This is a genomic window from Proteiniclasticum ruminis (assembly GCF_900115135.1).
Classification (GTDB): Bacteria; Bacillota; Clostridia; order Clostridiales; family Clostridiaceae; genus Proteiniclasticum; species Proteiniclasticum ruminis_A.
This window is the reverse complement of sequence record NZ_FOVK01000001.1, coordinates 611,725-637,374: the sequence shown is the minus strand read 5'-3', so window position 1 is coordinate 637,374 and position 25,650 is coordinate 611,725. Positions and strand designations below refer to the sequence as shown.

At 43.6% G+C, this 25,650-nt stretch carries 31 protein-coding genes; 25 read left to right on the top strand and 6 right to left on the bottom strand.

All coding sequences use genetic code 11. The features are described from left to right. Positions 1-10 precede the first annotated feature (10 nt). The 20 genes from BM243_RS03000 (at position 11) to coaBC (ending at position 14,334) form a co-directional block, all read left to right on the top strand. On the top strand, positions 11-727 hold the full coding sequence (locus BM243_RS03000) for a DUF881 domain-containing protein (protein WP_074910917.1): 717 nt from the start codon (positions 11-13) through the stop codon (positions 725-727). Continuing rightward, positions 724-1,068, top strand: coding sequence for a small basic family protein (locus BM243_RS02995; RefSeq protein ID WP_074910132.1), 345 nt, complete (start codon positions 724-726; stop codon positions 1,066-1,068). The genes BM243_RS03000 and BM243_RS02995 overlap by 4 nt, the downstream gene beginning before the upstream one ends. After that, complete coding sequence (locus BM243_RS02990; RefSeq protein ID WP_083422569.1) at positions 1,055-1,777, top strand: DUF881 domain-containing protein; 723 nt, start codon at positions 1,055-1,057, stop codon at positions 1,775-1,777. Before BM243_RS02995 ends, BM243_RS02990 begins: the two co-directional genes overlap by 14 nt. An 18-nt stretch (positions 1,778-1,795) precedes the next feature. Then, positions 1,796-2,455, top strand: a complete 660-nt coding sequence (locus BM243_RS02985; protein WP_074910916.1) for a YggS family pyridoxal phosphate-dependent enzyme — start codon at positions 1,796-1,798, stop codon at positions 2,453-2,455. An 18-nt stretch (positions 2,456-2,473) separates the two neighbouring features. Beyond that, entirely contained in the window at positions 2,474-2,935 is a 462-nt protein-coding gene (locus tag BM243_RS02980; protein ID WP_074910126.1) for a cell division protein SepF, read from the top strand. After that, positions 2,935-3,693, top strand: coding sequence for a YlmH/Sll1252 family protein (locus BM243_RS02975; protein ID WP_074910123.1), 759 nt, complete (start codon positions 2,935-2,937; stop codon positions 3,691-3,693). The genes BM243_RS02980 and BM243_RS02975 overlap by 1 nt, the downstream gene beginning before the upstream one ends. A gap of 21 nt (positions 3,694-3,714) precedes the next feature. After that, entirely contained in the window at positions 3,715-4,272 is a 558-nt protein-coding gene (locus BM243_RS02970) for a DivIVA domain-containing protein (RefSeq protein ID WP_074910121.1), read from the top strand. 146 nt (positions 4,273-4,418) lie between these two features. After that, positions 4,419-5,375 (top strand): 3-dehydroquinate synthase, encoded by a 957-nt coding sequence (locus tag BM243_RS02965; protein WP_177213445.1) that lies wholly within the window; start codon positions 4,419-4,421, stop codon positions 5,373-5,375. A gap of 3 nt (positions 5,376-5,378) precedes the next feature. Continuing rightward, positions 5,379-6,173: a 3-deoxy-7-phosphoheptulonate synthase gene (aroF, locus tag BM243_RS02960; protein ID WP_074910115.1), complete on the top strand. Its 795-nt coding sequence runs from the start codon at positions 5,379-5,381 to the stop codon at positions 6,171-6,173. Further along, positions 6,170-6,616 (top strand): signal peptidase II, encoded by a 447-nt coding sequence (gene lspA / locus BM243_RS02955; RefSeq protein WP_074910113.1) that lies wholly within the window; start codon positions 6,170-6,172, stop codon positions 6,614-6,616. Before aroF ends, lspA begins: the two co-directional genes overlap by 4 nt. Next, a complete protein-coding gene (locus BM243_RS02950) occupies positions 6,617-7,522 on the top strand; it encodes an RluA family pseudouridine synthase (protein WP_074910110.1) in 906 nt (301 codons plus the stop codon). Positions 7,523-7,681: 159 nt separating this feature from the next. Further along, positions 7,682-8,224, top strand: a complete 543-nt coding sequence (gene pyrR, locus BM243_RS02945; RefSeq protein WP_031572873.1) for a bifunctional pyr operon transcriptional regulator/uracil phosphoribosyltransferase PyrR — start codon at positions 7,682-7,684, stop codon at positions 8,222-8,224. Between the two features lies 1 nt (position 8,225). Then, positions 8,226-8,999: an exodeoxyribonuclease III gene (locus BM243_RS02940; RefSeq protein ID WP_074910108.1), complete on the top strand. Its 774-nt coding sequence runs from the start codon at positions 8,226-8,228 to the stop codon at positions 8,997-8,999. Beyond that, a complete protein-coding gene (locus tag BM243_RS02935; protein WP_074910105.1) occupies positions 8,999-10,135 on the top strand; it encodes a THUMP domain-containing class I SAM-dependent RNA methyltransferase in 1,137 nt (378 codons plus the stop codon). The genes BM243_RS02940 and BM243_RS02935 overlap by 1 nt, the downstream gene beginning before the upstream one ends. Continuing rightward, complete coding sequence (locus BM243_RS02930) at positions 10,132-11,139, top strand: asparaginase (protein ID WP_074910104.1); 1,008 nt, start codon at positions 10,132-10,134, stop codon at positions 11,137-11,139. Before BM243_RS02935 ends, BM243_RS02930 begins: the two co-directional genes overlap by 4 nt. Positions 11,140-11,163: 24 nt before the next feature. Next, a complete protein-coding gene (locus tag BM243_RS02925) occupies positions 11,164-12,042 on the top strand; it encodes a YicC/YloC family endoribonuclease (RefSeq protein ID WP_074910101.1) in 879 nt (292 codons plus the stop codon). A 10-nt stretch (positions 12,043-12,052) separates the two neighbouring features. After that, positions 12,053-12,328: an extracellular matrix/biofilm regulator RemA gene (remA, locus tag BM243_RS02920; protein WP_031572863.1), complete on the top strand. Its 276-nt coding sequence runs from the start codon at positions 12,053-12,055 to the stop codon at positions 12,326-12,328. After that, positions 12,318-12,935 carry a guanylate kinase gene (gene gmk / locus BM243_RS02915; RefSeq protein WP_177213444.1) on the top strand — a complete coding sequence of 206 codons (618 nt, stop codon included), beginning with the start codon at positions 12,318-12,320 and terminating at the stop codon, positions 12,933-12,935. Before remA ends, gmk begins: the two co-directional genes overlap by 11 nt. Then, a complete protein-coding gene (gene rpoZ, locus BM243_RS02910; protein ID WP_376751687.1) occupies positions 12,935-13,150 on the top strand; it encodes a DNA-directed RNA polymerase subunit omega in 216 nt (71 codons plus the stop codon). Before gmk ends, rpoZ begins: the two co-directional genes overlap by 1 nt. 2 nt (positions 13,151-13,152) lie before the next feature. Further along, positions 13,153-14,334 carry a bifunctional phosphopantothenoylcysteine decarboxylase/phosphopantothenate--cysteine ligase CoaBC gene (gene coaBC / locus BM243_RS02905; protein WP_074910097.1) on the top strand — a complete coding sequence of 394 codons (1,182 nt, stop codon included), beginning with the start codon at positions 13,153-13,155 and terminating at the stop codon, positions 14,332-14,334. 98 nt (positions 14,335-14,432) lie between these two features. Here the strand turns inward: coaBC and BM243_RS02900 are convergent, their stop codons facing one another. The 5 genes from BM243_RS02900 to BM243_RS02880 form a co-directional block, all read right to left on the bottom strand. Continuing rightward, complete coding sequence (locus tag BM243_RS02900) at positions 14,433-15,137, bottom strand: ABC transporter ATP-binding protein (RefSeq protein WP_074910094.1); 705 nt, start codon at positions 15,135-15,137, stop codon at positions 14,433-14,435. Next, complete coding sequence (locus BM243_RS02895) at positions 15,130-15,909, bottom strand: ABC transporter ATP-binding protein (protein ID WP_074910092.1); 780 nt, start codon at positions 15,907-15,909, stop codon at positions 15,130-15,132. Before BM243_RS02895 ends, BM243_RS02900 begins: the two co-directional genes overlap by 8 nt. 1 nt (position 15,910) lies before the next feature. Continuing rightward, positions 15,911-16,834 (bottom strand): branched-chain amino acid ABC transporter permease, encoded by a 924-nt coding sequence (locus BM243_RS02890; RefSeq protein ID WP_074910089.1) that lies wholly within the window; start codon positions 16,832-16,834, stop codon positions 15,911-15,913. 8 nt (positions 16,835-16,842) lie between these two features. Further along, on the bottom strand, positions 16,843-17,727 hold the full coding sequence (locus BM243_RS02885; protein WP_074910086.1) for a branched-chain amino acid ABC transporter permease: 885 nt from the start codon (positions 17,725-17,727) through the stop codon (positions 16,843-16,845). 68 nt (positions 17,728-17,795) lie between these two features. Further along, the gene (locus BM243_RS02880) at positions 17,796-18,959 is read right to left on the bottom strand and encodes an ABC transporter substrate-binding protein (RefSeq protein WP_074910085.1); all 1,164 of its coding nucleotides are present in this window, start codon (positions 18,957-18,959) and stop codon (positions 17,796-17,798) included. A gap of 627 nt (positions 18,960-19,586) precedes the next feature. On the opposite strand from BM243_RS02880, the gene BM243_RS02875 reads away from it, so the two are divergent. After that, the gene (locus BM243_RS02875) at positions 19,587-20,447 is read left to right on the top strand and encodes a CHAD domain-containing protein (protein WP_242943507.1); all 861 of its coding nucleotides are present in this window, start codon (positions 19,587-19,589) and stop codon (positions 20,445-20,447) included. Between the two features lie 24 nt (positions 20,448-20,471). On the opposite strand, the gene BM243_RS02870 is transcribed toward BM243_RS02875, so the two are convergent. After that, positions 20,472-21,125 (bottom strand): hypothetical protein, encoded by a 654-nt coding sequence (locus tag BM243_RS02870; RefSeq protein ID WP_074910080.1) that lies wholly within the window; start codon positions 21,123-21,125, stop codon positions 20,472-20,474. A gap of 160 nt (positions 21,126-21,285) precedes the next feature. Between BM243_RS02870 and priA the strand changes: the two genes are divergently transcribed. The 4 genes from priA to BM243_RS02850 are packed head-to-tail and all read left to right on the top strand — an operon-like array spanning position 21,286 to position 25,647. Beyond that, on the top strand, positions 21,286-23,475 hold the full coding sequence (gene priA, locus BM243_RS02865) for a primosomal protein N' (RefSeq protein ID WP_074910077.1): 2,190 nt from the start codon (positions 21,286-21,288) through the stop codon (positions 23,473-23,475). A gap of 15 nt (positions 23,476-23,490) precedes the next feature. Further along, positions 23,491-24,003, top strand: coding sequence for a peptide deformylase (def, locus tag BM243_RS02860; RefSeq protein WP_074910075.1), 513 nt, complete (start codon positions 23,491-23,493; stop codon positions 24,001-24,003). A 4-nt stretch (positions 24,004-24,007) separates the two neighbouring features. Beyond that, complete coding sequence (gene fmt / locus BM243_RS02855; RefSeq protein WP_074910914.1) at positions 24,008-24,952, top strand: methionyl-tRNA formyltransferase; 945 nt, start codon at positions 24,008-24,010, stop codon at positions 24,950-24,952. Further along, positions 24,952-25,647, top strand: coding sequence for a zinc metallopeptidase (locus BM243_RS02850; RefSeq protein ID WP_074910072.1), 696 nt, complete (start codon positions 24,952-24,954; stop codon positions 25,645-25,647). The genes fmt and BM243_RS02850 overlap by 1 nt, the downstream gene beginning before the upstream one ends. Positions 25,648-25,650: the final 3 nt, after the last annotated feature.

Genomic DNA, 25,650 nt, shown 5'->3' with positions numbered 1-25,650 from the left:
ACAGATGAACATGAACAAGAAAAATAATCAGTGGCTGGTTGCAGTTGTTTTCCTGATACTGGGATTTCTGCTTACCTATCAGTATCAGCAGAGACAGGAGCCTGTTCGAACGTTGACCATAGAAGAAACTGAGCTGCTTCTTCAGGAGATTGCCACCTTGGAAGGGGAAAAAGAGGAACTTCTTCAAAAGAATCGGAATCTTCTTCAGGATGTGAAAAATTTCGAGACTGCGGCTGCTTCTTCCAGTGAAGCCCATGCTCTGCTTAAACAGGAACTCGACCGTTCAAGGCTTCTACTGGGAATGGTGGATGCCAAAGGACCAGGAATTGTGATGACCCTAAGACCGACAGATGCCAGCCTTAATCCTCAGACTTTCAACTATCTGACGGATTTGGAGCTGATGTATCTGGTCAATGAACTGAAGTTTGCAGGAGCGGAAGCCATCAGCATCAATGACAAAAGGGTAACCATCCAGACAGGGATCCAATCCAGTGCCAACAACAGCTATATTCTTGTAAATGATGAGAAGGTCTCCCCACGAGATGAGGTAGTCATAAGAGCCATTGGGGATCCTGAAAAACTCAAAGGGGCCATGGCTTTTCAGGGAGTACTCTCCTACTACGCTTTGGAATTTTATGATATCAGGTTTTATGCTGAAGACCAGATTCTTATCCCTAAGTATAACAAGGCTTATAGAACAGACAGTATGCAGGAGGTGCGTCCATGATTGTAATTCTAGGACTTCTGCTGGGAATTTTCCTGGGACTCTCATTGAATGTTAAAATCCCTGATGTTTACAGTATTTATGTGGCGGTAGCGATTCTTGCCTGTTTCGATTCCGTCATTGGAGCATGGAAGGCTTATCTTGGGCATAATTTTGATCAGATGATTTTCCTTTCTGGTTTTTTCGGCAATGGGGTCATTGCCGTGGTCCTTACATATTTTGGGGATCAACTCAGTATTCCCATGTACCTTGCAGCGGTGATTGTGTTTGGCAGCAGAATCTTCAATAATTTTGCGGTAATCAGACGAATGCTGATTGAACGGTATCTTCATGAAGATGCGTAGAGTGAGTGTATTCTTAGGATCTGTTGTCATCGGCATAGGACTTTCAGTCATGGTATCGCTGGTGGCGGGCAAGATGAACCTTTATAAAGTGGAACTGGACCGTGGAGACAAAGTAGAGCTCAGAAATAGCCTTCGGAGTGAGATAGAGAGATTGAAAGAAGAAAATCTTGAGTATGAAGGAAAACTTGAAGGTTATAGGGAGAATGTGGAGGATTTCGAAGATATCTATGAGGAGCTGGCACTGGAGTACAGTAGAAACAGTAGACTCCTCGGTTATGAAATCGTCCAGGGAGAAGGTATTATTCTTACCATGAGTGATGGAGAAGCAAAGGATTCTGAAGTTCCAGGATCCATGGAAAGCTGGCTTAGGATCATTCATAATGAGGACATGCTGAAACTTCTTAACGAGCTGAACCTCCATGGCGCTGAAACCATTGAAATTAATGGTCAGAGGGTTACGGAGACTTCAGAAATCTTCTGCAGCGGTGCCTTTATCTCCATCAACGGAGAGAAGCTTCCTGCACCGTTTGTTCTGAAGGTGGTAGGAGACCGAGAACGACTCGATCCATATATTACCAATGAGTATAATCAGATTGCCAATCTGGAACATAGAGGCATTGAGATTTCGGTAGAGAAGCGTCCGATCATGACATTGGATGATTCCATTGAAGAAATATATCCATTATATCTAGAAGAATTAAACGAATAGGAGGCGTGCTTATTGTCAATGATCAGTAAGAACTTAGAAGAAATTAGAAGCACATTGAAGGACAACGTGACGTTGGTTGCCGTTTCGAAGACAAAATCCGTTGAAGAGATTATGGAAGCTTATAAAGAAGGGATCCGTGATTTTGGTGAGAACAAAGTTCAGGAGCTGGAAGAGAAGTATGAGCTTTTACCAAAGGACATCCGATGGCATCTGATTGGCGGTCTGCAAACCAATAAAGTTCGGAAGGTATTAGGCAAGACATATTTGATTCAATCATTGGATCGGGAGTCTTTAGCGCTTGAGATCAATAAAAGAGCAGAGAAAATGGGCATTCTTGTGGATACACTGATAGAAGTGAATATTGGGGAAGAGGCTCAGAAAGCTGGTATCCTAACAGATGATCTAGAAGGGTTCATAACACTTCTAAATGATCTAAAACATATTAGAGTCAGAGGACTTATGGCCATTATCCCTCAAGGAAGTGAAGAGGAAAACAGGCAATACTTCCGTAAGATGTACAAGCTGTTTCAGGATTTGTCCCAGGTCAGGCAGGAACGTTTCACCATGGAGGTGCTAAGTATGGGGATGTCGATGGATTATGTGACAGCGATGGAGGAAGGATCAAATATGATTCGAGTTGGAACTGGAATTTTTGGCGCTAGAAACTATACGGTTTAATTTTAGGAGGAAAGTAAAATGGGAAAGATGCTAAGCTCAATTAAAAACATGATGGGATTTGAAGACGAAGAACTTTATGATGACTACGATCAGGAAGAGTATGAGGAAGAAGAGATGGAAGCTCCAAAGGAAAGCTATTCTGTTTTAGGCAGAAGAAGAGAGCAAAAAGAAGTAAACAAAGTGGTGAATCTCCATGGCGGACAGACAAAGGTTCATATCATCAAACCGAATACCTTTGATGAGGCACCGCAGATCTCAGACAGCCTTAAAGCCAATAAGATTGTTGTCGTAAACACATCAGGACTGGAGCCCCGTACGGCACAGAGACTTCTGGATTTCATCGCCGGATCAACCTATGCTCTTGGTGGTGATCTTCAGGAAGTGGAGAATGGGGTATATGTGCTGTCACCTTCCACAGTGGAAGTTTCCAGAGAAGCAAAGGAAGAGAGTTCACTTAAAGGACTTCTCAACTGGAAGTAATGGATAAACAAAGCTTTGTAAGGGCTTTCAATAATGAAGACACCTATAGAATGGCAAAGCTTTTCGAAGCCTTGGAAAGAGCAGGAAATTATGAGTTCCCCTTTGTAATAGAGGAATTCTATACACCCCTTGTGTGGAGTACTGTGAAAAAGATGAAGGAGTTTAGATTCATCACCGTTTTGGGAGAAGAGTTTTTAGAGCGCAGAGTCTTTTCTGTGAACTGGGAAGGCTTATCCCCATTGAAGATTTTGGAGATCAAGAACCTTCAGCCTGCAGTAAAGCTTGAACACAAGGATTACCTGGGAGCGTTGCTGGGGCTGGGTATACAGAGAGAGAAGTTTGGGGACTTATTTGTGCAGCAGGATGTGGCCTATGTTATCGTTTTTGAGGAAATGGGTTCTTATGTGACGGAGCATCTTTATGCCGCAGGAAAGTGTTCAGTAGAAACAAAGCTCTATACCTATGAGGACAAAGTGAAAGAGCTTACGCCTTCACTCCAGAAATTTGAAGCAGTTGTTGCTTCTAAGAGACTGGATGTGATTGTTGCAGAGCTTGCACAGACATCCAGGGGGAAAGCAGTGGAGCTCATTGATCGGGGACTTGTGCTGCTCAATTATCAGGAATGTAAAGAGAAATCAAAAGAGCTGAAACCAGAGGACACTTTGACCATAAGACGGAAAGGGAAGTTTAAGGTTGGAGAAGTGTTGAAGGAAACGCAAAAAGGCAACTTAAGAATGGAATTTTATAAGTTTTTATAGCAGTAAGAGGAGGGCGTGGACATGAAGATAACACCAGTGGAAATTACCAACAAAGAGTTTAAAAGAACCATGAGAGGATACAGCACGGATGAAGTAGATGAATTTTTGGATGAAGTCGTGGAGGATTTTGAAGCTCTATATAGGGAAAATGCCAGTCTGAAAGATAAACTTGAAGCATATAATGAAAAAATTGAACATTATGCGAGCCTGGAAAAGACGCTTCAAAGTACACTGGTACTCGCACAGAATACTGCAGATGCAACAAAGATTCAAGCTGAGAAGGAAGCACAGCATATTCTTGAGAATGCCAAGGAAAAAGCACAGGCAATCATAGAAAATGCAAATCGGGAAAACGAGATGCTGAAAAGAGAATATGAAAAATACCGTATGGACTTCGGGAATTTTAAGATGCGTGTCCTCAGTTTCCTGGAAGGTCAGATGAGCTCCTTCAAAACAAATTCTGAGGAGATTGAAAAAGGAACCTTAGGATCCAGCTCGATGCAGGTTTCAGGACTTACACCTAAAGACCTCTTTGAAGAGGGAGATGCTGGTGAGTTGTTTGAGGAAGTTCAAGGATGAGAAAGATGAAAGAGACTTTGAAATAAAGTCTCTTTTCTTGTGAAGGAAGATTTCCTGTGATAAGATAACTTTTGAAAGGACTGAGGAGCATAGAAGATATATTTCGAAATGAACATATAGAGTTCTGTTTATCTGTAAAGAGCACTTTGGAAAGACTTCCATCAAGGGCTCTATTTGTTGTGGACCGGAATGTATATGAAAACTGGCCAGTACTCAGAGAGTACACACAGGATAAAGAAGTCTATCTGCTTGACGCTTCAGAGTCCAGAAAGACACTGGAGGAGATAGAAAGCCTCTATGAATTTTTGTTTAAATATCAGACTGTGGAGCCTCTTATTGCCATTGGCGGAGGTATTACAGGGGATTTGGCTGGATATGCATCTGCAACATTTAAAAGAGGTATTCCCCTGATTCTTCTTCCGACGACACTGCTCGCCATGTGTGACAGTACAGTGGGAGGAAAATGCGGAGTGAACTATAAGGGTGTGAAGAACTATATCGGCACATTCAAGAAACCCGATGAGATTTTTATCTGTACAGAGTTTTTGACTTCCTTACCAGAGAGACACCTGAAAAGCGGCATGGGAGAAATTCTGAAGTATGGTTTAATTGGAAAGGAGCCGATCCTTCCTCTGCTGGAGAAGGAGATTTCACTACAGAATCTTCAAGCAAGACCCTATGTTGAGATGGGACTGAAAATCAAGATTGATGTGGTCTCACAAGATTTTTACGATCGGGGTCAGCGGAATGTTTTGAATTTTGGACATAACATTGCCCATGGTCTTGAAGCAGTTTATCCGAATACTCTTACCCACGGAGAAGCCGTGGCATTGGGGCTTTTGGCAGAGCTGAGACTCAGTGAGGAGCTCTTTGGGCTTCGCAGTGATATCCGAAGACAAACCCGATCTATCATGGAAAGATTCGGCATGATGACTGTGGTGGAGGATTTGCCTGTGGAGAAGCTGCTGGACTATATTAAGAAAGATAAAAAGAATGATGACAGCCTGCGGTTCACGCTGTTACGTGGAGCAGGTTGTCCGGAAATCAAACAAAGTGTGGCAGAAGAATGGATTCGTTCTGCTGTAGTAGAGATTATGGAGTAAGAGATGATACAAAAGAGTATGGATTTATCAAAGGGAAAAGTTAAAATCAATATTGGACAGAAGGTGCTGGGAGAAGATCTTTTGATTTTTTCAGGACCTTGCTCCGTGGAGAATCTGGATACAATGAGAGACATTGCCACAAAGCTGAAAGCATTGGGGGTAGATGTCCTTAGAGGAGGCGCGTTTAAGCCCAGAACATCGCCTTATGATTTTCAAGGCTTGAAAGATGAGGGGCTTGAGATTCTGAAAACCATCAAAAAAGAGTTTGGATTTGTGATTTCAACAGAGATCCTGGATGTGCGTGACCTGGATAAAGTGGATGATTTTGTGGATCTCATTCAGATTGGCTCCAGGAACATGTATAACTATGTACTTCTAGAGGAAGCGGGAAAGCTTGGCAGACCTGTGGTACTCAAGAGGGGGTTCAGCGCCACTGTGGCTGAGTGGGTCAGTGCTGCAGAATATATACTGAACACGGGCAATGAAAAAGTGATCCTTTGTGAGCGTGGGATAAGGACATTTGAAACGACCACAAGAAACACACTGGATCTGAATTCAGTCGCTTACCTCAAGGAGAGCTGCAGGCTGCCTGTCCTTGTGGATCCGAGCCATGGTACTGGAGTTCGTTCTCTGGTGAAGCCAATGGCCTTAGCTGGGATTATGGCAGGGGCAGATGGGCTGATGATTGAAAGCCATAGTGCTCCCGACGAGTCCATATCGGATGCGCAGCAGACCATCTCAATGGAAGTGCTGGAAGAAATAATGAAGACATCAAAAGAGTTATGGAGGTACAGATGATTTATTTGATTTTTATTTTGGGTATGCTGCTGGATTATGTCACCAAAATCTGGGCCATTGATCGGTTGAAAGGACAGCCGGATATTACAGTCATCGAAGGGTTCTTCGATTTCTCTTACCTGGAGAACAGAGGAGCTGCCTTTGGTATTTTTCAGGGAAGAGTCTATCTTCTGGCTTTTGTCACCATGATTATCATGGCGGTGCTTTTTGTGATGTATCAGAAAACCAAGAAGAAAACGAAACTCCTGACCATCAGTACAGCACTGATCTTAACTGGGGCCATCGGAAACCTCATTGACAGGCTCCGATATGGATTTGTTGTGGATTTCATCTCCTGGCACTGGAAAAATACCTATTACTTTCCCACATTTAATGTGGCAGATATCTGTATCACCGTTGGGACAGGGCTTCTGATTCTTTATATCATAAAGGAAGTGGATTAAGTGGAAGAAATACAGTATCTTGTGGAGGCTGAAAAAGAAGGATTCCGCTTGGATGTGTACCTTCGTGAAAAACTGCCGGATCTTTCCAGATCCTATCTTCAGAAGCTTATTGAGGATGGATGCATCACGGTGGAGGGCAAAATCAGAAAGTCATCCTACAAGATCAAGTCCCAGGAAGGCATCCTTGTGGAACTGCCGGAACTAAGTGAGCTGGAAATTACCGCGAAAGACATTCCCATCCGGATTCTTTACGAGGATGAAGATCTATTAGTGGTGGATAAGGAAAAAGGTATGGTGGTTCACCCTGCTGTGGGGAACTATCATGACACCCTGGTGAATGCCCTGCTCTACCATGTGAAAGACCTTTCGGGGATCAATGGAGTGCTGAGACCGGGAATTGTACACAGGATCGACAAGGATACTACAGGCATACTGGTTGTTGCCAAAAATGATCAAGCCCATGGCTATCTGTCTCATCAGCTGAAGGATCACAGCATGATCAGACGGTATTATGCTTTGGTGCATGGCAATGTGAAACAGGAAGAAGGTACTGTGGATGCGCCACTTGGAAGGTCCAAGAATGACCGGCTAAAGATGGGGATTGTTCATGACGGGAAACGGGCAGTGACCCATTATAAAGTCATCAGACGCTACAAAGGCTATACCCTCATTGAGGCTTCACTTGAGACTGGAAGGACCCATCAGATCAGGGTTCACATGGCTTCCATTCATCATCCGCTTGTAGGAGATTTTACCTATGGCCATAAAAAAGACTCAGTAAAGGGCCAGCTTCTCCATGCAGCTGCATTAGGTTTTCAGACCCCCAATAAAGGATTTCTGATGTTTCATGCTCCCGTTCATAAGGAGTTCAGAGATTTTCTAGCGAAGCTTCATCGAATGGATTGAGAAATATAAATAAAATATGAATATTGTTAACAAATAATGAACAAATCCTAGCCCTAGGCTGGGATTTTTCAGTATAATAAAAGGATAGCGAACCGGCAGATGGCCGGACAAAATAAAAAGGTGGTGTCATTTCCGGAAGCTTTGCTTTGCGGAAGAACTATGGAGTTTAAAGCAGCATTATTAGATGAAAAAGCCATTGAAAGGGCACTTGTGAGAATTGCCCATGAAATTGTTGAAAAGAACAAAGGCGTCCAGGACCTGGTCCTTGTGGGCATTAAAAGAAGAGGTGTGCCTCTAGCAGAAAGAATTCGAGAGAACATTCTAAACTTTGAAGAGGTATCTCTACCTGTTGCCAGTGTGGACATAACTCTCTATCGGGATGATTTGGAGGAAGACTACGAGAGTCCCCAAATTAAAAATGATGTGATTGAAGTCTCCATCAAGGATAAAAAAGTGGTTCTGGTGGATGATGTGCTGTTCACAGGAAGAACTGTGCGGGCTGCGCTGGATGCCATCACCGCAAATGGAAGACCAAGAAGCATTCAGCTTGCGGTCCTCATTGACCGGGGGCATCGGGAACTGCCTATTCGTGCAGATTATGTGGGCAAAAATGTGCCTACGTCAAGAAATGAAATGATCAAAGTAATGCTCGAAGAGATTGATGGGAAAAACGCTGTGGAAATTTACACAAAGGAAGGGTAGCATGAAAATAGTATCATGGAATGTCAACGGCCTTAGGGCAATTATGAAAAAAGGCTTCAGAGAGAGTGTCGAGGAGCTGAATCCGGATGTTCTGTTTCTTCAGGAAACAAAGATGCAAGAGCATCAGCTGGAAGAGGAAATCCTTCTCAAAGATCTGGGTTACACCTTGACCATGCACTCAGGAGAAAGAAAAGGGTATTCTTCCGTGGCGGTCTATACAAGGATCCCTGTGGATGAGATCATCAAAGGTTCAGGGATACCTGAATATGATGTTGAGGGAAGGGTTCTACAGGTGAATGTGGGAGACTATGCGATCTTCGGTATTTATTTCCCCAATGGTGGACGTGGAGAAGAAAGACTGGCCTATAAGATGAAGTTTTATGAGGATCTTCTCGTGAAGTTTGATTCTCTGAAAAAGAATGGCAAGAAAGTCATCGTAACAGGAGATTTTAATGTTGCTCATGAGGAGATAGATCTTGCAAATCCCGAGTCCAACAGAAAAACCTCAGGATTTCTCGATATTGAAAGAGAGTGGTTTACAAAGCTTTTGAGCCATGGCTATGTGGATGTGTACAGGAGGGAAAATCCGGATAAGGTGATCTATACCTGGTGGGATCAGCGGTTTAGAGCAAGAGACAGAAATGCCGGTTGGAGAATAGATTATTTTGTTGTATCAGAAAACGTGCTGCCTGAGATTATAGAGGTGGAAATCTACAACCATATCATGGGGTCAGACCATTGTCCTTTATCTCTGACACTTAAAGGAGAGCAGTAATGGAGTATACACTCATCGCCACTTGTGCCTTCGGCATTGAAAAGATATTGTCCAATGAACTGAAAGCTTTGGGATACGACGACTTACATGTGGAAAACGGAAAAGTAGAGTTCTATGGAGACGAGATGGATATTGCCATATGCAACATTCATTTGAGAACAGCAGAACGGGTATTGATCAAACTGGCTGAATTTAAAGCGGAGTCCTTTGAAGAACTTTTTCAGGGAACAAAAGCAGTGGATTTTGGCAAAATCATCCCCGTGAGCGGTAAAATGCATGTGACGGGTAAATCTGTGAGAAGCAAGCTCTATAGTGTGCCAGACTGTCAGAGCATCGTTAAGAAAGCCGTAGTGGAGTCCATGAAAAGAACCTACGACCGGGAACAGTTCGCTGAGACCGGGGCTGTCTTTAAGATTGAAATCGGTCTTTTAAAAGATTTAGCCACCCTTACACTGGATACCTCTGGTGAAGGGCTTCACAGACGTGGCTACAGAGAACATTCAGGAAAAGCACCTCTAAAAGAGACGCTGGCGGCAGCCCTTGTGCTGATCTCTGGCTATGATGGGAATCGGCCCCTTATAGATCCTTTTTGTGGATCAGGAACGATACTCATTGAAGCTGCTATGATTGCCAAAAACATGGCACCCAATATGGAGCGTAATTTTGTTTGTGAGACCTGGCCAAACTTCCCAAAGGATATTTTTCCGCAAGTACGTGAAGGGGCCAGAAGTCAGATCAAGGATATCAAATTTCCGATTACCGGGTATGATATTGATACTTATGTACTCTCTACAGCGAAGATGAATGCAAAAAAAGCAGGTGTGTTCAAACATATTTATTTCCTGCCTTCTGACTATATGAAGCACAGATTCACAGAAAAAGATGTGACCATCATCACCAATCCTCCTTATGGGGAGCGTCTTCTGGAGGATGAGCATGTAAGAATGCTCATGGAGAAAATGGGAAGAGACAAAGCGGTCCATGAAGACTATGAAATGTTTATCCTCACAGCTTTAGAAGGATTTGAAAAGACATTTGGCAAGAAGGCCCACAAGAACAGGAAACTGTATAATGGAAGAATTCAAACATATCTCTATCAGTATTTTGCAGAGAAGAAGAAAGAGGCGGATGTATGAAGAAAATTGTTGTGATATTCAACGGTGGGACAATCTCCATGAAAGTAGATCCGAAAATCAAAGCTGCGGTTCCTTCCCTTACGGGGGAGGAGATCATGCACATGGTCACCGGGATTGAGAAGCATGCGGAAGTCAAGTCCTATAATTTCAGTTCATTTCCCAGTCCTCATATGACCATGGAAAAGATGATGGAGCTGAGATCTTTCACCTTGAAGATCATGGAAGAGGAAAACCCAGATGGGGTCGTGATCACCCATGGTACAGATACTTTAGAAGAAACAGCTTTTCTCTTTGATCTGACCATTGATACTGAAATACCCATCGTATTTACTGGAGCGATGCGTTCCGGATCTGAACTAGGGTATGATGGTCCATCAAACCTCGCACAATCTATCGTCACCGCATCTTCCAAAGAGTCCAGAGGGCGCGGTGTGCTTGTGTGCCTCAATGGTGAACTCAACGCCGCACAAGAAGTGACCAAAACCAACTCACTGTCTTTGAATGCCTTCCGTACTCCATCCTTCGGTCCTCTTGGGATCGTGGACAACAATAGAGTGATTTACTACAGGAGCAATGACGTAAGACAGGTAGAAGACATCGATGTGCTGGAAACGGCGGTAGCTCTCGTGAAAACCGTAGCCGGGATGGATTCATCCTACCTGAAGTTTCTCACGGACCAGGGGGCGAAGGGGATTGTCATTGAAGCCTTCGGACGTGGCAATGTACCTCCCCAGATGGTGGAAGGGATTCGGTATGCGCTCTCTAAAGGGATTCATGTGGTCATTGTGTCCAGATGCTATGAAGGGAGAGTATATGGAAGTTATGGCTACGAGGGTGGCGGTAAACACCTGAGAACCATGGGCGTCATCTTTGGGGATTCACTCCCCGGACAGAAAGCAAGGATCAAACTTATGGTAGCGTTGTCCCTGTATCATAGAGCAGAAGATGTGAGGGACTGGTTTGAAAAAGACCTTTATATGGAAGACAGTGAGTGGAGCAATTAGTCCTATGATGTTTGGAGGTGTGCTATGATAAAGAGTATGACAGGGTTTGGCAGAGGAATGGCAGAGGATGAAAAAAGAAGTTTTCTGGTGGAAATGAGAGGTGTGAATCACAGATACCTTGATTTCTCCATTCGAATGCCGAAGAGTCTGATGTCTCTTGAGGATAGAGTCCGAAAAGAGATCTCAAAGGTGATTTCCAGAGGGAAGCTGGATGTGTTTATCACCTACAGAAATTATGCTAAAGAAGATTTGGCGGTTCAGACCAATCTTCATCTGGCGAAGGGGTATGTGGATGCGTTGAACTCCATTAAAGATTCCTTCTCTCTAAAAGATGATATCTCTGTTTCTCTGGTATCAAGATTTCCCGATGTGATCTTTACGGAGGAAAAAGAAGAGAACATTGAAGAAATCTGGTCCCTTCTTGAAGAGGCTGTGAGAGAGGCTTCTCTAAAGATGCTGGAGATGAAAAAAGTTGAGGGTACATCCTTGAAGAATGATATGCTGCAGAAGAAAGAGGGCATCATCGCTCTTGTGGACAGAATCAGAGAACGCGACAAGCTCGTGATTCCGCTTTACAAAGAAAGACTGGAAAAGAGAATTGAAGAGCTTTTGGAGAAAGTTCCTGTGGATGAGTCCAGACTGGCACTGGAAGTTGCCATGTTTACAGACAAGGCAAGTATTGATGAAGAGCTGACAAGGCTTTCCTCCCATATGGAGCAGCTGGAGAATTTTCTTGCGGAAGAGGAACCCGTGGGCAGAAAACTGGATTTCCTTGCCCAGGAGATGAATCGGGAAGCAAATACCATGGCGTCCAAATCCGTTGATATTGAGATCACCAATCTGGTGCTATCCATTAAAAATGAGATTGAGAAAATAAGAGAACAAATGCAAAATATTGAATAGAGGTGAGAAAATGAACATCCGCTTAGTGAATATTGGGTTTGGAAATATCGTTTCTGCCAATAAAATCGTTGCCATTGTATCACCAGAATCTGCACCAATCAAAAGAATCATCCAGGAAGCCAGAGAGCGTGGGATGCTGATCGATGCAACCTATGGCCGAAGAACCAGGGCAGTGATTGTAACGGATTCAGACCATATTATTCTGTCCGCCGTTCAACCAGAAACTGTTGCCCATAGACTTGAGACCAAAGAAGATGTGATTGATGAGGTAGGTATTGATGAGTAGAGGACTTCTCCTGGTGATATCAGGACCCTCCGGTGCAGGGAAAGGCACCGTTTGTGAAGCATATAAAAAGCACTGCCAGAATCATGTGTGGAACTCTGTGTCCATGACGACACGAGAACCCCGAGCTGGGGAAGTGCATGGGGAAAGTTATTTCTTTGTCTCGAAAGAAGAATTTCTGAAGAGGATTGAAGAGGACGCTTTTCTCGAATATGCTGAAGTATATGGCAATTATTACGGAACACCAAGAAGAGAAGTGGAGGAGAAGCTGGCAGAAGGATTTGATGTTATTCTTGAGATTGATATTCAGGGAGCACTGAATGTTCAGGATAACACATCAGAAGGTATTTTTATCTTTATCCTGCCCCCATCCATGAACGAACTGAAAAAGAGAATCATCGGCAGAGGCAGCGAAACCCCCGAATCTTTGCTTACAAGATTCAAATCTGCCTACAATGAAATCAACTATGTATCCAAGTACAATTATGCCATCACCAATCACACGGTGGAACAGGCATACAGTGACCTCATGTGCATTGTTCGTGCAGAACGGTGCCGTGTTACCCGAGTAACCAATGAAATTTTAACCTTAAAGGAGGAAGAATTATAATGAGCTCATTAATAGAACCATCCGTAACAGAACTGCTGGAAAAGGTGGAGAACAGATATAGACTTGTCACACTCACATCCAAAAGAGCAAGACAGATCATCGATGGACAGGAACCACTGATTCCTGTAACCAGTGTGAACCCTCTTACCGTGGCGGTCAATGAAGTCAATGCAGGACTGATAGAATATGAAACCCTAAAAGATGGTGTGAAATAGTCATGAAAAATGTAGTGGTAGGAGTAACTGGTGGTATCGCTGCTTATAAAGCACTGGAGCTGGTCTCTTTACTTCGGAAGCAGAATATCAATGTGGATGTGGCGATGACAAAATCTGCACAAGAGTTTGTCACACCGCTGTCTTTCCAGAGTCTCAGTCAGAATCCTGTCATCACAGATATGTTTGATGAGCCAAAGGCGTATGAAATTGCTCATATATCATTAGCGAAAAAAGCAGATGTATTTGCTGTGGTACCAGCTACAGCGAATATCATCGGTAAACTGGCCCATGGCATTTCTGATGATTTTATTTCCACATCTGTCATGGCTACCCGTGCAAAGGTTCTGATTGCACCAGCGATGAATACCAATATGTACAGCAATCCTATGGTTGTCGAGAATATGAACAAACTGAAATCTCTAGGCTACACTTTTGTAAGCCCTGGACAGGGAAGGCTTGCATGTGGTGATGTGGGGGAAGGAAAACTTGCTTTGGTTCAGGATATTTTCATGGAAATCATGGCGCTTCTTTACCCAAAGAAAGACTTTGCTGGAAAACGTGTGCTGGTTACAGCGGGGGGCACAGAAGCTCCGCTGGACCCAGTGAGAGTTCTTACAAACAGATCCTCTGGAAAAATGGGGATTGCATTAGCAGAGGCTCTTCTTGAAAGAGGAGCGGAAGTTACGCTCATTCATGGGCATGTGACCGAGGATCTGCCCAAAGGAGCTCAGGCTGTAAAAGCACTGACAAATGAAGCCATGGCCAAGGCTCTTCAAGAGCGGTTTTCAGAAGCGGATGCTGTGATTATGGCGGCAGCGGTGTCTGATTATAAAGTTAAGGAATACGCTACAGAAAAGATCAAGAAAACAGGAGAAACGCTTCATCTTGAACTCATCAAGGATCTTGATATTCTGAAGAGTCTAGGGGACCAGAAGGACCAGCAGGTTCTTGTGGGGTTTGCCGCTGAATCTGAAGATATTGAAAAGAATGCTCTGGAGAAACTGAAGAAGAAGAATCTGGATCTTATCTGTGCCAATGACATTTCTCATGGAAAAGTATTTGGAGAAAACCAGAATGATGTGACCCTTTACCATAAATCTGGCGATATTATCCCACTGGGAGAGCTTTCCAAAAAAGAGACTGCGGACCTGATTCTAGATGAGGTTCAGAAGCTGTTTCACTAAACATCCATGGAGCTTTAAAGTTTCATGGCATCGTACCGTTAAAAGTATATGATTTATTGAAAAAGCACCCTCTGATTGATTCAATCAGAGGGTGCTTTTTATCCACCCAAGTATGCTTTCCGGATTTCATCCATAGCTAGAAGATCTTTCGAGAATCCTTCTGTCTCTACGGTGCCAGTTTTTATGATGTAGCTTCGTTTGGAAATTTTCAGCGCAAGATTTGCGTTTTGCTCCACTAACAGGATCGTAGTGCCTTCCTCATTGATGTTTTTTATGATCTCAAAGATCTCATGAACAATGATCGGAGCAAGGCCCATGGATGGTTCATCCAGAATAAGAAGCTGAGGTTTTGACAGGAGACCTCTTGCGATGGCAAGCATCTGCTGTTCTCCTCCTGACAGGGTTCCTGCAATTTGATGCTTTCTTTCGAGAAGTCTTGGAAACAGGAGGTAAGCTTTCTCAAAGTCTTTCTGAACTTGAGCCTTATCTTTTCGGGTGATGGCTCCCAGTTCCAGGTTTTCTTCTACGCTCATTTTGGGAAAGATGCGTCTTCCTTCAGGAATGTGAGAGATGCCTTTTTTGACAATGGCTGAGGAAGATACTTTGGAAAGATCTTCTCCCTGGAACAGTATGCTTCCGGAAGTCTTTCTTTCTAGTCCGGATATGGTCCGAAGTGTTGTGGTTTTTCCTGCACCATTGGCACCAATGAGAGATACAATCTCGCCTTTGTGGACTTCAAGAGACAGATTTTTCAGTGCTTCTATGGCGCCATAATGCACTGAGAGATTTTCCAGCTTAAGCAATATTCTCACCTCCAAGATAGGCTTTGATCACTTCAGGATGGACCTGTATTTCTGCAGGGGTTCCTTGAGCAATGAGATTCCCATAGTCAAAAACAAACAAATCATCACAAAGATTCATCACAAGTGACATGTCATGTTCAATGAGGATAACAGACAGCTGGAAGGTTTCTTTCACCCATTTGATGAGCTGGGTAAGTTCTTTTGTCTCTTGAGGGTTCATGCCTGCAGCAGGTTCGTCAAGAAGCAAAAGACTTGGTTTCGAAGCCATGGCACGGGCGATTTCCAGTCTTCTCTGATCTCCATAGGGCAGATTTTTAGCTTTTTCATCACATTTGTCTGCCAAGTTGAAAATTTTAAGAAGAGCCATTGCTTCTCCAACGGCTTTTTCTTCCCCGGTAAAAAATGGAGTAAGTCTGAAAAGGGCAGAAAAAACGCTGTATTTTAAGTTGGGATGATTGCCAAGAAGAACATTCTCCAGAACAGTCATCTCCTTAAAAAGTCTGATATTCTGGAAAGTCCTTGCTATCCCGTGAGAAGGCATCTTCTGGGGTTGGATGGATTTCCCGGCAACCGTATCCTTCAGATGATACACAATCTCTCCGGAGGAGGGGATATAGATGCCTGTGAGCAGATTGAAAAAAGTTGTTTTACCTGCTCCATTCGGCCCGATGATTCCAGTAATGCTGTCTTTCCGGACAGACAGATTCACATCCTTCACGGCCTTGATGCCGCCAAATTCTTTCGTAAGACCCTTTACTTCCAAAATTTCCATATTATGCCTCCTTCCATACTTTTCGGATCAGTTTTTTTAGAATATTCTGAGGTTTATAGACCATCATAATAAACAGAATCACAGCATAAATCACCATTCTCAGTTCAGGAATTCCTTGTAAAGACAAGGAGAGAAGAGATAAGACCACAGCGCTGATCACTGAGCCCTTGATGCTGCCAAGCCCTCCCAATACAACGATGACCAGTATATCAATGGACTTCATGAAGCCGAAAGAATCGGGTCTGATGAAGTAAAAATAGTTTGCGTAAAGAGCACCAGCAATACCTGCGAAGAAAGCTCCCATAGAAAACACCAGGATCTTATAACGGCTCACCGGAACACCCATGGCGGTGGATGCAAGTTCATCCTCTTTGATGGAGAGCACAGCACGTCCGTGATAGGAATGAATGAAGTTATGAATCACAATGATGGTGAAAAGAACCATACTGTAGAGCCAGGGCCAGTTGGTGTATCTTGGGATGTCATTAAGACCCATGGCACCTCCGATATAATCTGAGTTCAGTCCCACAATACGTACAATTTCTCCAAATCCGAGAGTTGCAATGGCGAGATAATCACCTTTCAGTCTTAAGGTTGGTATGCCGATGAAAAGTCCCGCTGCTGCCGCTGAAAGAGCTGCTCCAAGGATGCCCAGAGAAAATGGAAGATCAAACTTCACCGTAAGGATTCCTGATGCATATGCGCCTATGGACATGAATGCCGCATGTCCCAGTGAGAACTGACCGGTGAACCCCGTGATGAGGTTCAAGCTCACTGCCAGGATGATGTTGAGACCGATACTGACAAGGTTCAGAAAGATATAGGAGTCAATGATTCCCGCTTTCATCAACAGATCCACCAGAAGATACCCCGCTGCTATAAGAGCTGCAGTGATCATGTTTTTTTTCGTCATGATTTTTTTCATATTATCACCTATACTTTCTCTTGTGTGTTTTTGCCAAGAAGTCCTGAAGGCTTTACCAGCAAGAAGACAATAAGAATGAAGAATGCCACCGCATCCTTATATAAGGAACCCCCGAAGGCGCTCACGGCTGTTTCAACGATACCGAGGAAAAATCCTCCAAATACTGCTCCGGGTATAATGCCGATTCCGCCGATTACTGCAGAAACAAAGGCTTTCAGCCCAGGAGTGGCACCCATGAGGGGATTGATTGTACTATAGTATACGCCGATAAGCACACCAGCAGCTCCTGCCAGAGACGATCCGATGAAAAAAGTATAGGATATGGTCTGGTTCACATTGATGCCCATCAGTTCTGCTGCGTCCCGGTCTTGAGAAAGAGCACGCATGGATTTACCCATCTTTGTGAACTTTGTCAGGTACATCAGCAAAAGCATCATGATGAGGGTAATGAAGATGATGTAAAAACTTTTAATATCAATCAGTGCTCCAGTGGAGAAAACATCGATTTGCTTGGATGGCAGGAGATCTTTGTAGGTTCTGCTTTCAGGACCCACAAAATACATCATGCCATACTGCATGAATAGGGATACAGCAATGGCTGTAATGAGTGCTGAAATTCTAGTGCCGTTTCTCAGTGGTTTGTAGGCTACCTTTTCAATGACCATACCCAGCACACCGCTCAAAACCATGGACAAAAGAAGCGCTGGCAGAAAAGGCAAACCCAGAACACTGGTGAGATAAAGTCCAATATATGCACCGACCATAAGCACTTCACCGTGAGCAAAGTTGATCAGGTTGATGATTCCATATACCATGGTGTATCCTAACGCAATCAAAGCATAGATGCTTCCAAGAGAAATGCCATTGACTGCCTGTTGTAGTAATTGTTCCAAAATATTTCCCCCTTAGTGAAAAGACGCAAGCTGCCTAAAAAAGGCAGCTTCAGCATCTGAATCTTTTTTTATGGTTCCTGTTTCATCAAATAGGTTGGGACGCCATCTTTGACTTCAAGAATTGTAACTGCTTTGATTGGGTTATGGAACTCATCCATGCTGAGTGTGCCAGTAATGCCTTTGAAGTCCTTTGTGGATGCCAAAGCAGCTGTAAGTTTCTCACGGTCTGCCTCACCAGCTCTTTCTAGTGCATCTGCCACCATATAAGCCATGTCATATCCAAGGGCATTGAATGCATCTGGATCTTTGCTGAACTCTTTGTTGAAGGCATTCTTGAATGTTACGACTTCTGGAGATGTGTCACCGGAAGAGTAGTGGTTTGAATAGTAGGTTCCATTTAAGTTTTCTGCACCGGCAATCTCTACAAGTTTTGGTGAGTCAAAACCATCTGCACCAAGGACAGGAACATCAAGGCCTAATTCTCGAGCCTGCTTGATGATAAGACCAACTTCTTCATAATATCCAGGAACAAAAAGCACATCTGGGTCTGCTGCTTTGATGTTGGTGAGCAGAGATTTAAAATCAGTTTCTTTTGCCTGATAGGCTTCTTCTTTCAGAATCTCTCCGCCTAAGGCAGTATAAGTTTCAGTGAAAGCATCGGTCAGACCCTGGCTGTAATCAGAGGTATTGTCTCTTAATACTGCGGCCTTTAAAAGACCCAGTTCCTTTGCAGCAAAGTTTGCCATGGTAACTCCCTGGAAGGAGTCGCTGAAACATGTTTTAAACACATATTGGCGCACACCACCTTCTGCATTCAGTGTCACATCATCTGCGGTAGAAGATGCAGAGATGAGAGGCACTTTGTTTTCTTCTGCGGCAGGCAGCGCAGACTTCACATTACCTGAAGTGGCGGGTCCTAGAATGGCTACAACCTTATCACGGGTGGCAAGTCTTGAAGAGACATTGGCAGCTTCTTCCCCTGAAGACTTATTGTCTGCTTTTACAAGTTCAATTTGCTTTCCAAGGACTCCGCCGTTGGCATTGATTTCCTTCACGGCAAATTCAATCCCCTCCACAAGGCTTGTTCCATAGGTGGATACATTACCAGAGAGTTCATAGTTAAGACCTAGTTTTACAGTGTCCCCATCACTGGATGATCCACTGGCGGCACAGCCGGATAAGAATAATACGGATAAGAGCGATGCGGTGAATAGCTTCAGTTCTTTTTTCATTTGTTTCCCTCCGAAATCATAATAAATTGTATAAAAAAACCTCTATCATGTCCTTTGACATAATAAAGGTGCTTTAGCACGGTACCACTTTACTTTTGCGGATTCCTCACAGAATCTGCCTCATCAGGTTCTAGTAAACCCTAACCCTTTAACGCTGGTATGCGTCATTACTTAGTGAGCTTGCCGTTCGGTAATGAAATTCAGAAGTGATAAGCAGCTATAGAGGGTTGTATCGGTTTTCAGCATCCCCGACTCTCTGTGACAGTTTCTATAGTGCAGTCTTCCTCAATATTTTTAAATTATTGATTTTTTTGTGAACTTGTAAGGATATTAACATTCTGATAACAACAAGTCAAATATAATTTCAAATATTTTAAAGAACTGGATGATTTTTAACGATATAATGATAGTAGGTGTAATCGGTTTGCATTTCAAAACCGGGAGTACAAACCTTTTCATTTTTCTTCAAATTAAAAACAATTAAGAATTATGAATGAAATATTAATAATATCACATATTTCGCTGAAACCACTGTTCAGCTTCGCAACAATGAAGGTGATTGTCTGTTAATTTGGTGACGAGCTGGTCCAGCGCATTGGAACACCATAAGGAGGTGTGAGGTTGCTGATGCAAAATCAGTCAGTTGAAATGTTCTTCTATCAAGCAAGAAAATTATCCAATGATGCCCATGAGCAAATCCTGTTGTGCCTGGAAGGGGATCATTGGACTGAAGATGACGAAAAGATACATGATCTGCGGGTAATCTTCCGGCAGCTTCTGTCCATTCATGAGTTTTACGAACCGTTACTTCGGTTGAAAACCAATAAAAAAATTAAGAATAACTACCAGCTTTTACTGAGGTCTCTGGGTCCCAGAAGAAAAGCAGATGTATTTACTAAGCTCTTTCACGAGTTTGAGGTGTACTGGAAAGAAAGCGGCAAGACCATAGGAAAGGAAGGAGAGAATGATAAGATACTTCATTCTGTTTTAAAGAACACCCGCAGGAAAAAAGAACTTTATGAGGATATGTTTCAGTTCAGAATGCTGTTGTACAGAACGGTCTCATGGTATTATTTTGATTCACAGTCCATGGTGAAAGAGAAAAAAGGATCCATAGAGGACCCCAGGAATGATTTTATCGTGAAGCGTTTTGATCATCTTCTGAAAAAACACAAAAAGCTTGAAAAACAAGCGCATAGTGGAGAAGATGAAAAAATCCATGAGTTAAGATTAGAGGGGAAAATCATCTATTATAACCTGATCTTGTGTAAAAGCCTTCTTCACCCTGAGGGAATGAAGGAAGCGGAAAGATTGAAAAAACTTCATGATGTCACCGGAAAACTACACGATTTGGAAGAAATCAGTATGGTGCTAAGGAAGAAGAGGAAGAATGCAGATAATCAGGCATACCTGGAGGCAATGCTGCGTTTCTTCGAATCAGAAAAAGAGAAGTATTTCATAAAGTTTCTGAAAATAAGGCAGAAATAAAAGTCCTGGTTCCCCAGGACTTTATCAGTATGAAGCAGGAGTCACGATGATGATAGAGCTCGAAGTGCCTTGCAAGGGATAGCTTTCCCGGATGGGACCCGTGAAGACGACAAATACACGGTCACCGCTTTTCAGAAGATGCTTGCTGCTTTCCAAGCCAAAGGGATAGTAGGAGCCCTCTGGAACTGCAACATAGATTTCCGTATCCGGACCGTATCCTTGCAGATCGCCTTTGAGATGCAAAGTGCTGATGATGCCTTGCTCTTGATCTAGGACATCCACCACTTCTGCTTCCATGTACAAGGGAGAATCCTGGTTTTCTAGAATCGTCACTTCCAGTGCAGTGGCTTGGGCAGGATAACTGGTTCTGATTTCGGGGCTGCTTTTTATTTCCACATACATGCCACGTTTGAGTTCCGTGGGGTCGATCCCATGGTTATTCTGAAGTACGCTGATGTCATCCCCAAGGGAGAATTCTGTCACAGTAGAGGATGATGCTTGTGAGGTTTCAAACACTCCATCCACCAGAAGTGTCATGAATCCGTCATTATGGGTATGGATGATAATGCCATTGTACAGAATGGAATCATCAGGTCCCAGAGCTCTGGAAACAGCATAGAGTGTACCGAGGAGGAGAAGAAGAGAAAGTATCATATATTTTTTTGTGTTATTTTTCATAAAATTCTCCTTTCAGATGGTACTTCATTATAATCATAAAAAAGTAGAGATGGAGTAACAGATTCCTTACAGAGAGAAAAGAAGAGGAAGCACTCCAGCGGTCTTGGAAGGGTGAAGTGAAAGGTGTTATAATAGATGGGTTGAATATGGGGGTGAGAAGTTGAGAGCAGCAGGAATTATCATCAATCATGAGGCGTTGGCCACAGATCGGATTTATACTTACGGGATACCTGAAAAGATGAACTTGAAAATCGGTCAGAAAGTGCGTGTTCCCTTTGGATTAGGCAATAGGAAGCTGGAGGGATTCGTTGTAGCACTCAATGATGATGTGGATTTGGCCTATGACACAATGAAAATGAAAGAGATTTTTTCCGCAGACCCTGAGGTGTACTTTGAGGAAAAAGATCTTTCAATCATGGATGAAATCAGGAAGAGTTATATGGCTACTTATCTGGATGTAATCAAACTAATGATCCCCAGAGGAATTCTTCAGGGGATGAAGCATAAAATGAGTGAGAATCTTTATACCATCTCTACTTTGGCTCAAAAGCATCTGAAAAGCCCCTATATAGAGATTTACAACGAAGTGGATCAGCATCCAGGAAAGTTTATCAAGTCAGACCTGGTTCGGAAAGGGTTCTCCTTGAGCTCCGTGAATACACTTATTCGTCATGGGTATATGGCAGTTCTCAGTGAAAAAGACTATCGCTACAATGTAGAGGAATATGAGAATTATGAAGAAAGAACCCTCAATGAAGAGCAGAGGGCTGCAGTGGAAACCATAGACAAGAAAGAGGGAACCTATCTTCTTCATGGCATCACCGGCTCTGGGAAGACGGAAGTATTTATGGAACTTATCCGAAGAGGTCTTCAAAGAGGAGAGGATGCCATTGTCTTGTTGCCGGAAATCAGCCTGACACCTCAAATGATTGAAAGATTCAAGGGAAGATTTGGAAAGGAGATCACCATCTTCCATTCCAGACTCAGTGATGGGGAACGGTATGATGAATGGCACCGGGTGAGGGCTGGAAAGGTGAAAATTGCCATAGGAGCAAGATCTGCGCTGTTTCTTCCCTTCAAGAACCTCAAAATGGTCATTGTGGATGAGGAACATGAAACCACTTATAAATCTGAGATGAGTCCTAAGTACAATGCGAAAGAAGTAGCGAGACTCATGATGGAGAAGAATGGAGGGCGGGTTGTGCTGGCATCGGCCACACCCTCAGTCGAATCCTATTATCAGGCAAAAGCAAAGAAACTGACCCTGGTCTCCTTGACCAGACGTGCCACCGCAGGAGAGCTTCCAAAGATGGAAGTTGTGGATATGCGGGAGGAGCTTCTCAGTGGCAACCGCACGATTTTCTCCCGAGCGCTGATGAAAAAAATGGAAGAGGTTCTGGAGAGAAAGGAGCAGATGATTCTTTTCCTCAACCGCAGGGGATTCTCCACCTTTGTGTCCTGCAGATCCTGTGGTTATGTGTTCAAGTGCAGCAGCTGCGATATCAGCATGACCTATCACAAAGACAATTCGCTCATCTGCCATCAGTGCGGTGCTAGAAAGTATCTTCCAAAAACATGTCCCAGCTGTCAGTCCAAGTACATCAAGCAGTTTGGCACAGGTACTGAAAAAGTCGAGGAAGCCATTCGAAAAATGTTTCCAGAGGCCAAGGTGATGAGAATGGACCGGGATACAACAAAACACAAAGCAGCCTATGAAAACATGTACCAGAATTTTAAAAACAACGATTGTGATATCCTCATTGGTACCCAGATGATCAGTAAAGGACTGGATTTCAAGGATGTCACCCTTGTGGGGATACTGGCAGCAGACCTTTCGTTGAATCTTCCGGATTTCCGGTCCTCGGAGAAAACGTTCCAACTGATTACACAAGTGGCGGGACGAGCAGGAAGAGGAGATAAAAAGGGAGAAGTGGTGATTCAGACGTACAGTCCGGAGCATTTTGCTGTGGAATGTGCGAAAACCCATGATTATGAAGGATTCTATGAGAGAGAGATCCTCATGAGGGAAGCTCTGAAAAATCCACCATTCACGAAGATCTTTCATATGGTGTTTACCTCTGAAGATGAAAAACTTCTCAGGGAAAAAGTTATGGAGATCGGAGATCGTTTAAGAAATTATTTGAAGAAGTATGATACTATCATTTTACTGGGACCCAGTCCCTGTATGATATCAAAGATCAAAAACAGCTACAGATGGCAAATGATTCTGAAAGGTGATTTTTCACTGGACAGTCAGGAAAGCATCAGGCTTTTCGTTCAGAATGAGATGAAATCTGTTTATAAAGCAATTAAAGTCAGTTTGGATATCAATCCCAACAGTATGATGTGAAAAGGAGAAAAAAAGATGGCATTACGAGAAGTTAGACACGTACCAGACAGTGTGTTGAGAAAGGTGGCAAAGCCAGTTACAGAAATGACCCCAAGACTGAAGACGCTGATAAAAGATATGTATAATACGATGGATTATGAGGATGGAATCGGATTGGCAGCACCACAGGTGGGGATCCTCAAGAGAATCTTCACCGTGGGAATAGGTGACATCCGGTTGGCTTTTGTGAATCCTGAAGTGCTGGAGACAGAAGGGGAGTATCTGGATGTGGAGGGATGCCTTTCCATACCAGGTGAAAATGGGGTAGTGAAGAGACCCACTTATGTGAAGGTAAAAGCCATGAATGAAGAGGGGAAGAATTTTATCATAGAAGCGAAGTATCTTCTTGCACGGTGTATTCTTCATGAACTGGATCATCTGAATGGTGTGCTCTTTACAGATAAATTGGAAGAGGTGGAGGAAGACTTTGAACCTGAAGAGCAGGTAGAAGACCTTCTGATTTCCCTTACCTATCCTGATGGTGAGTAAAATGATGAAGATTATATTTATGGGCACACCGGATTTTTCAGTTCCATCGTTGAAAGTTCTCGACGATAGATATGGAGTCTCACTGGTGGTGACACAGCCGGATAAGGAAAAAGGCAGAGGGAAAAAGGTCACGTTTCCTCCTGTGAAGGAAGAAGCATTGAAAAGGAATATTCCTGTAAAGCAGCCTGTAAGGCTAAGAAATGACAGAGCGCTCATTGAGGAAATGAAAACTATAGCACCGGATTATATCATTGTGGTGGCTTATGGACAAATCCTCAGTGAAGAGATTCTGGCGATTCCAAAATATGGCTGCATCAATCTTCATGCGAGTCTATTGCCTAAGCTAAGAGGAGCAGCTCCTCTAAATTTTGCTCTTATTGAAGGACATAAAGAAAGCGGGGCCACAACCATGCTCATGGATAAAGGACTGGATACGGGAGATATGCTTCTCGTCCGTAAGATAGAGCTGACTGAGCAGATGAATGTGGAAGAACTCCATGACAGGATTTCTGAGATGGGGGGAGAACTGCTTGTGGAGACCATGGAAGGGTTCATGAGGGGTTCTGTGAAGCCACAGCCTCAAAAGCATGAGGAATCCACCTACGCACCGCTCATTGATAAGGATTTTCAGCTCATCCACTGGGACAGCTCCCCATTTGCGGTTCACAATCTCGTAAGAGGACTGTCACCAGTTCCGGGCGCTTTCTCCTATCTGGATGGACAGAAAGTGAAAATACTGGAAACGGAAGTGGTGGAAGGTCCAAAGGTGGCAGAAGGTGCACCTGGAGAGATTCTCAATGTTTCCAAAGAGGGGATCATCGTAGCAGCGGGAGAAGGCCAGATCAGAATTTTAAGACTTCAGTACCCTGGAAAGAAACCCATGATGGTTCGCGATTTTTTAAATGGAAATACAATTTCCGAAAAATATTTTAAAAGGAGTGAAGGGTGATGTTACCATTTACTTTTGGATTTGACCCTACATTTTTACTGCTGATTCCAGCGATGATATTGACCATATTTGCTCAAAGCAAGATACAGAGCACCTACAACATTTACAGACGGGAAGGCCTTAGAAGCGGAATGACGGGGGCTCAGGTAGCTAGAATCGTTCTGGACCGCTCAGGTCTTCAGAATGTTGCAATTGAGATGGTAAGAGGAAATCTCACCGACCACTACGATCCAAGATCGAAGGTGCTGAGACTCAGTGAAGAGGTGTACTCCCGGCCATCCATCGCTTCAGCTGGGGTAGCTGCCCATGAAGCGGGCCACGCCATACAGGATCAGGAGGACTATGGTCCACTGAGAGTTCGTGCTTTTATGGTGCCTTTTGCCTCCATCGGTTCTAGATTCTCCATGATCATCATCTTGGCAGGACTTCTTTTTGAAATGTTCAGCCTTGTGGATCTGGGCATCGTTCTCTTTTCTTTGGTGGTCCTTTTTCAGCTTTTTACGTTGCCCGTGGAGTTTAATGCCTCCAGCAGAGCCCTTGCGGTTCTTGGAGATTATCATATTCTGGCGGAGGACGAGGTGCCTAAAGCGAAGAAAGTTCTGGATGCTGCAGCGCTCACCTATGTAGCAGCTGCGTTCTCCTCTATAATGACACTGATCCGGCTTCTCGTAATCCGTGATCGAAGAAGGGATTAAGGA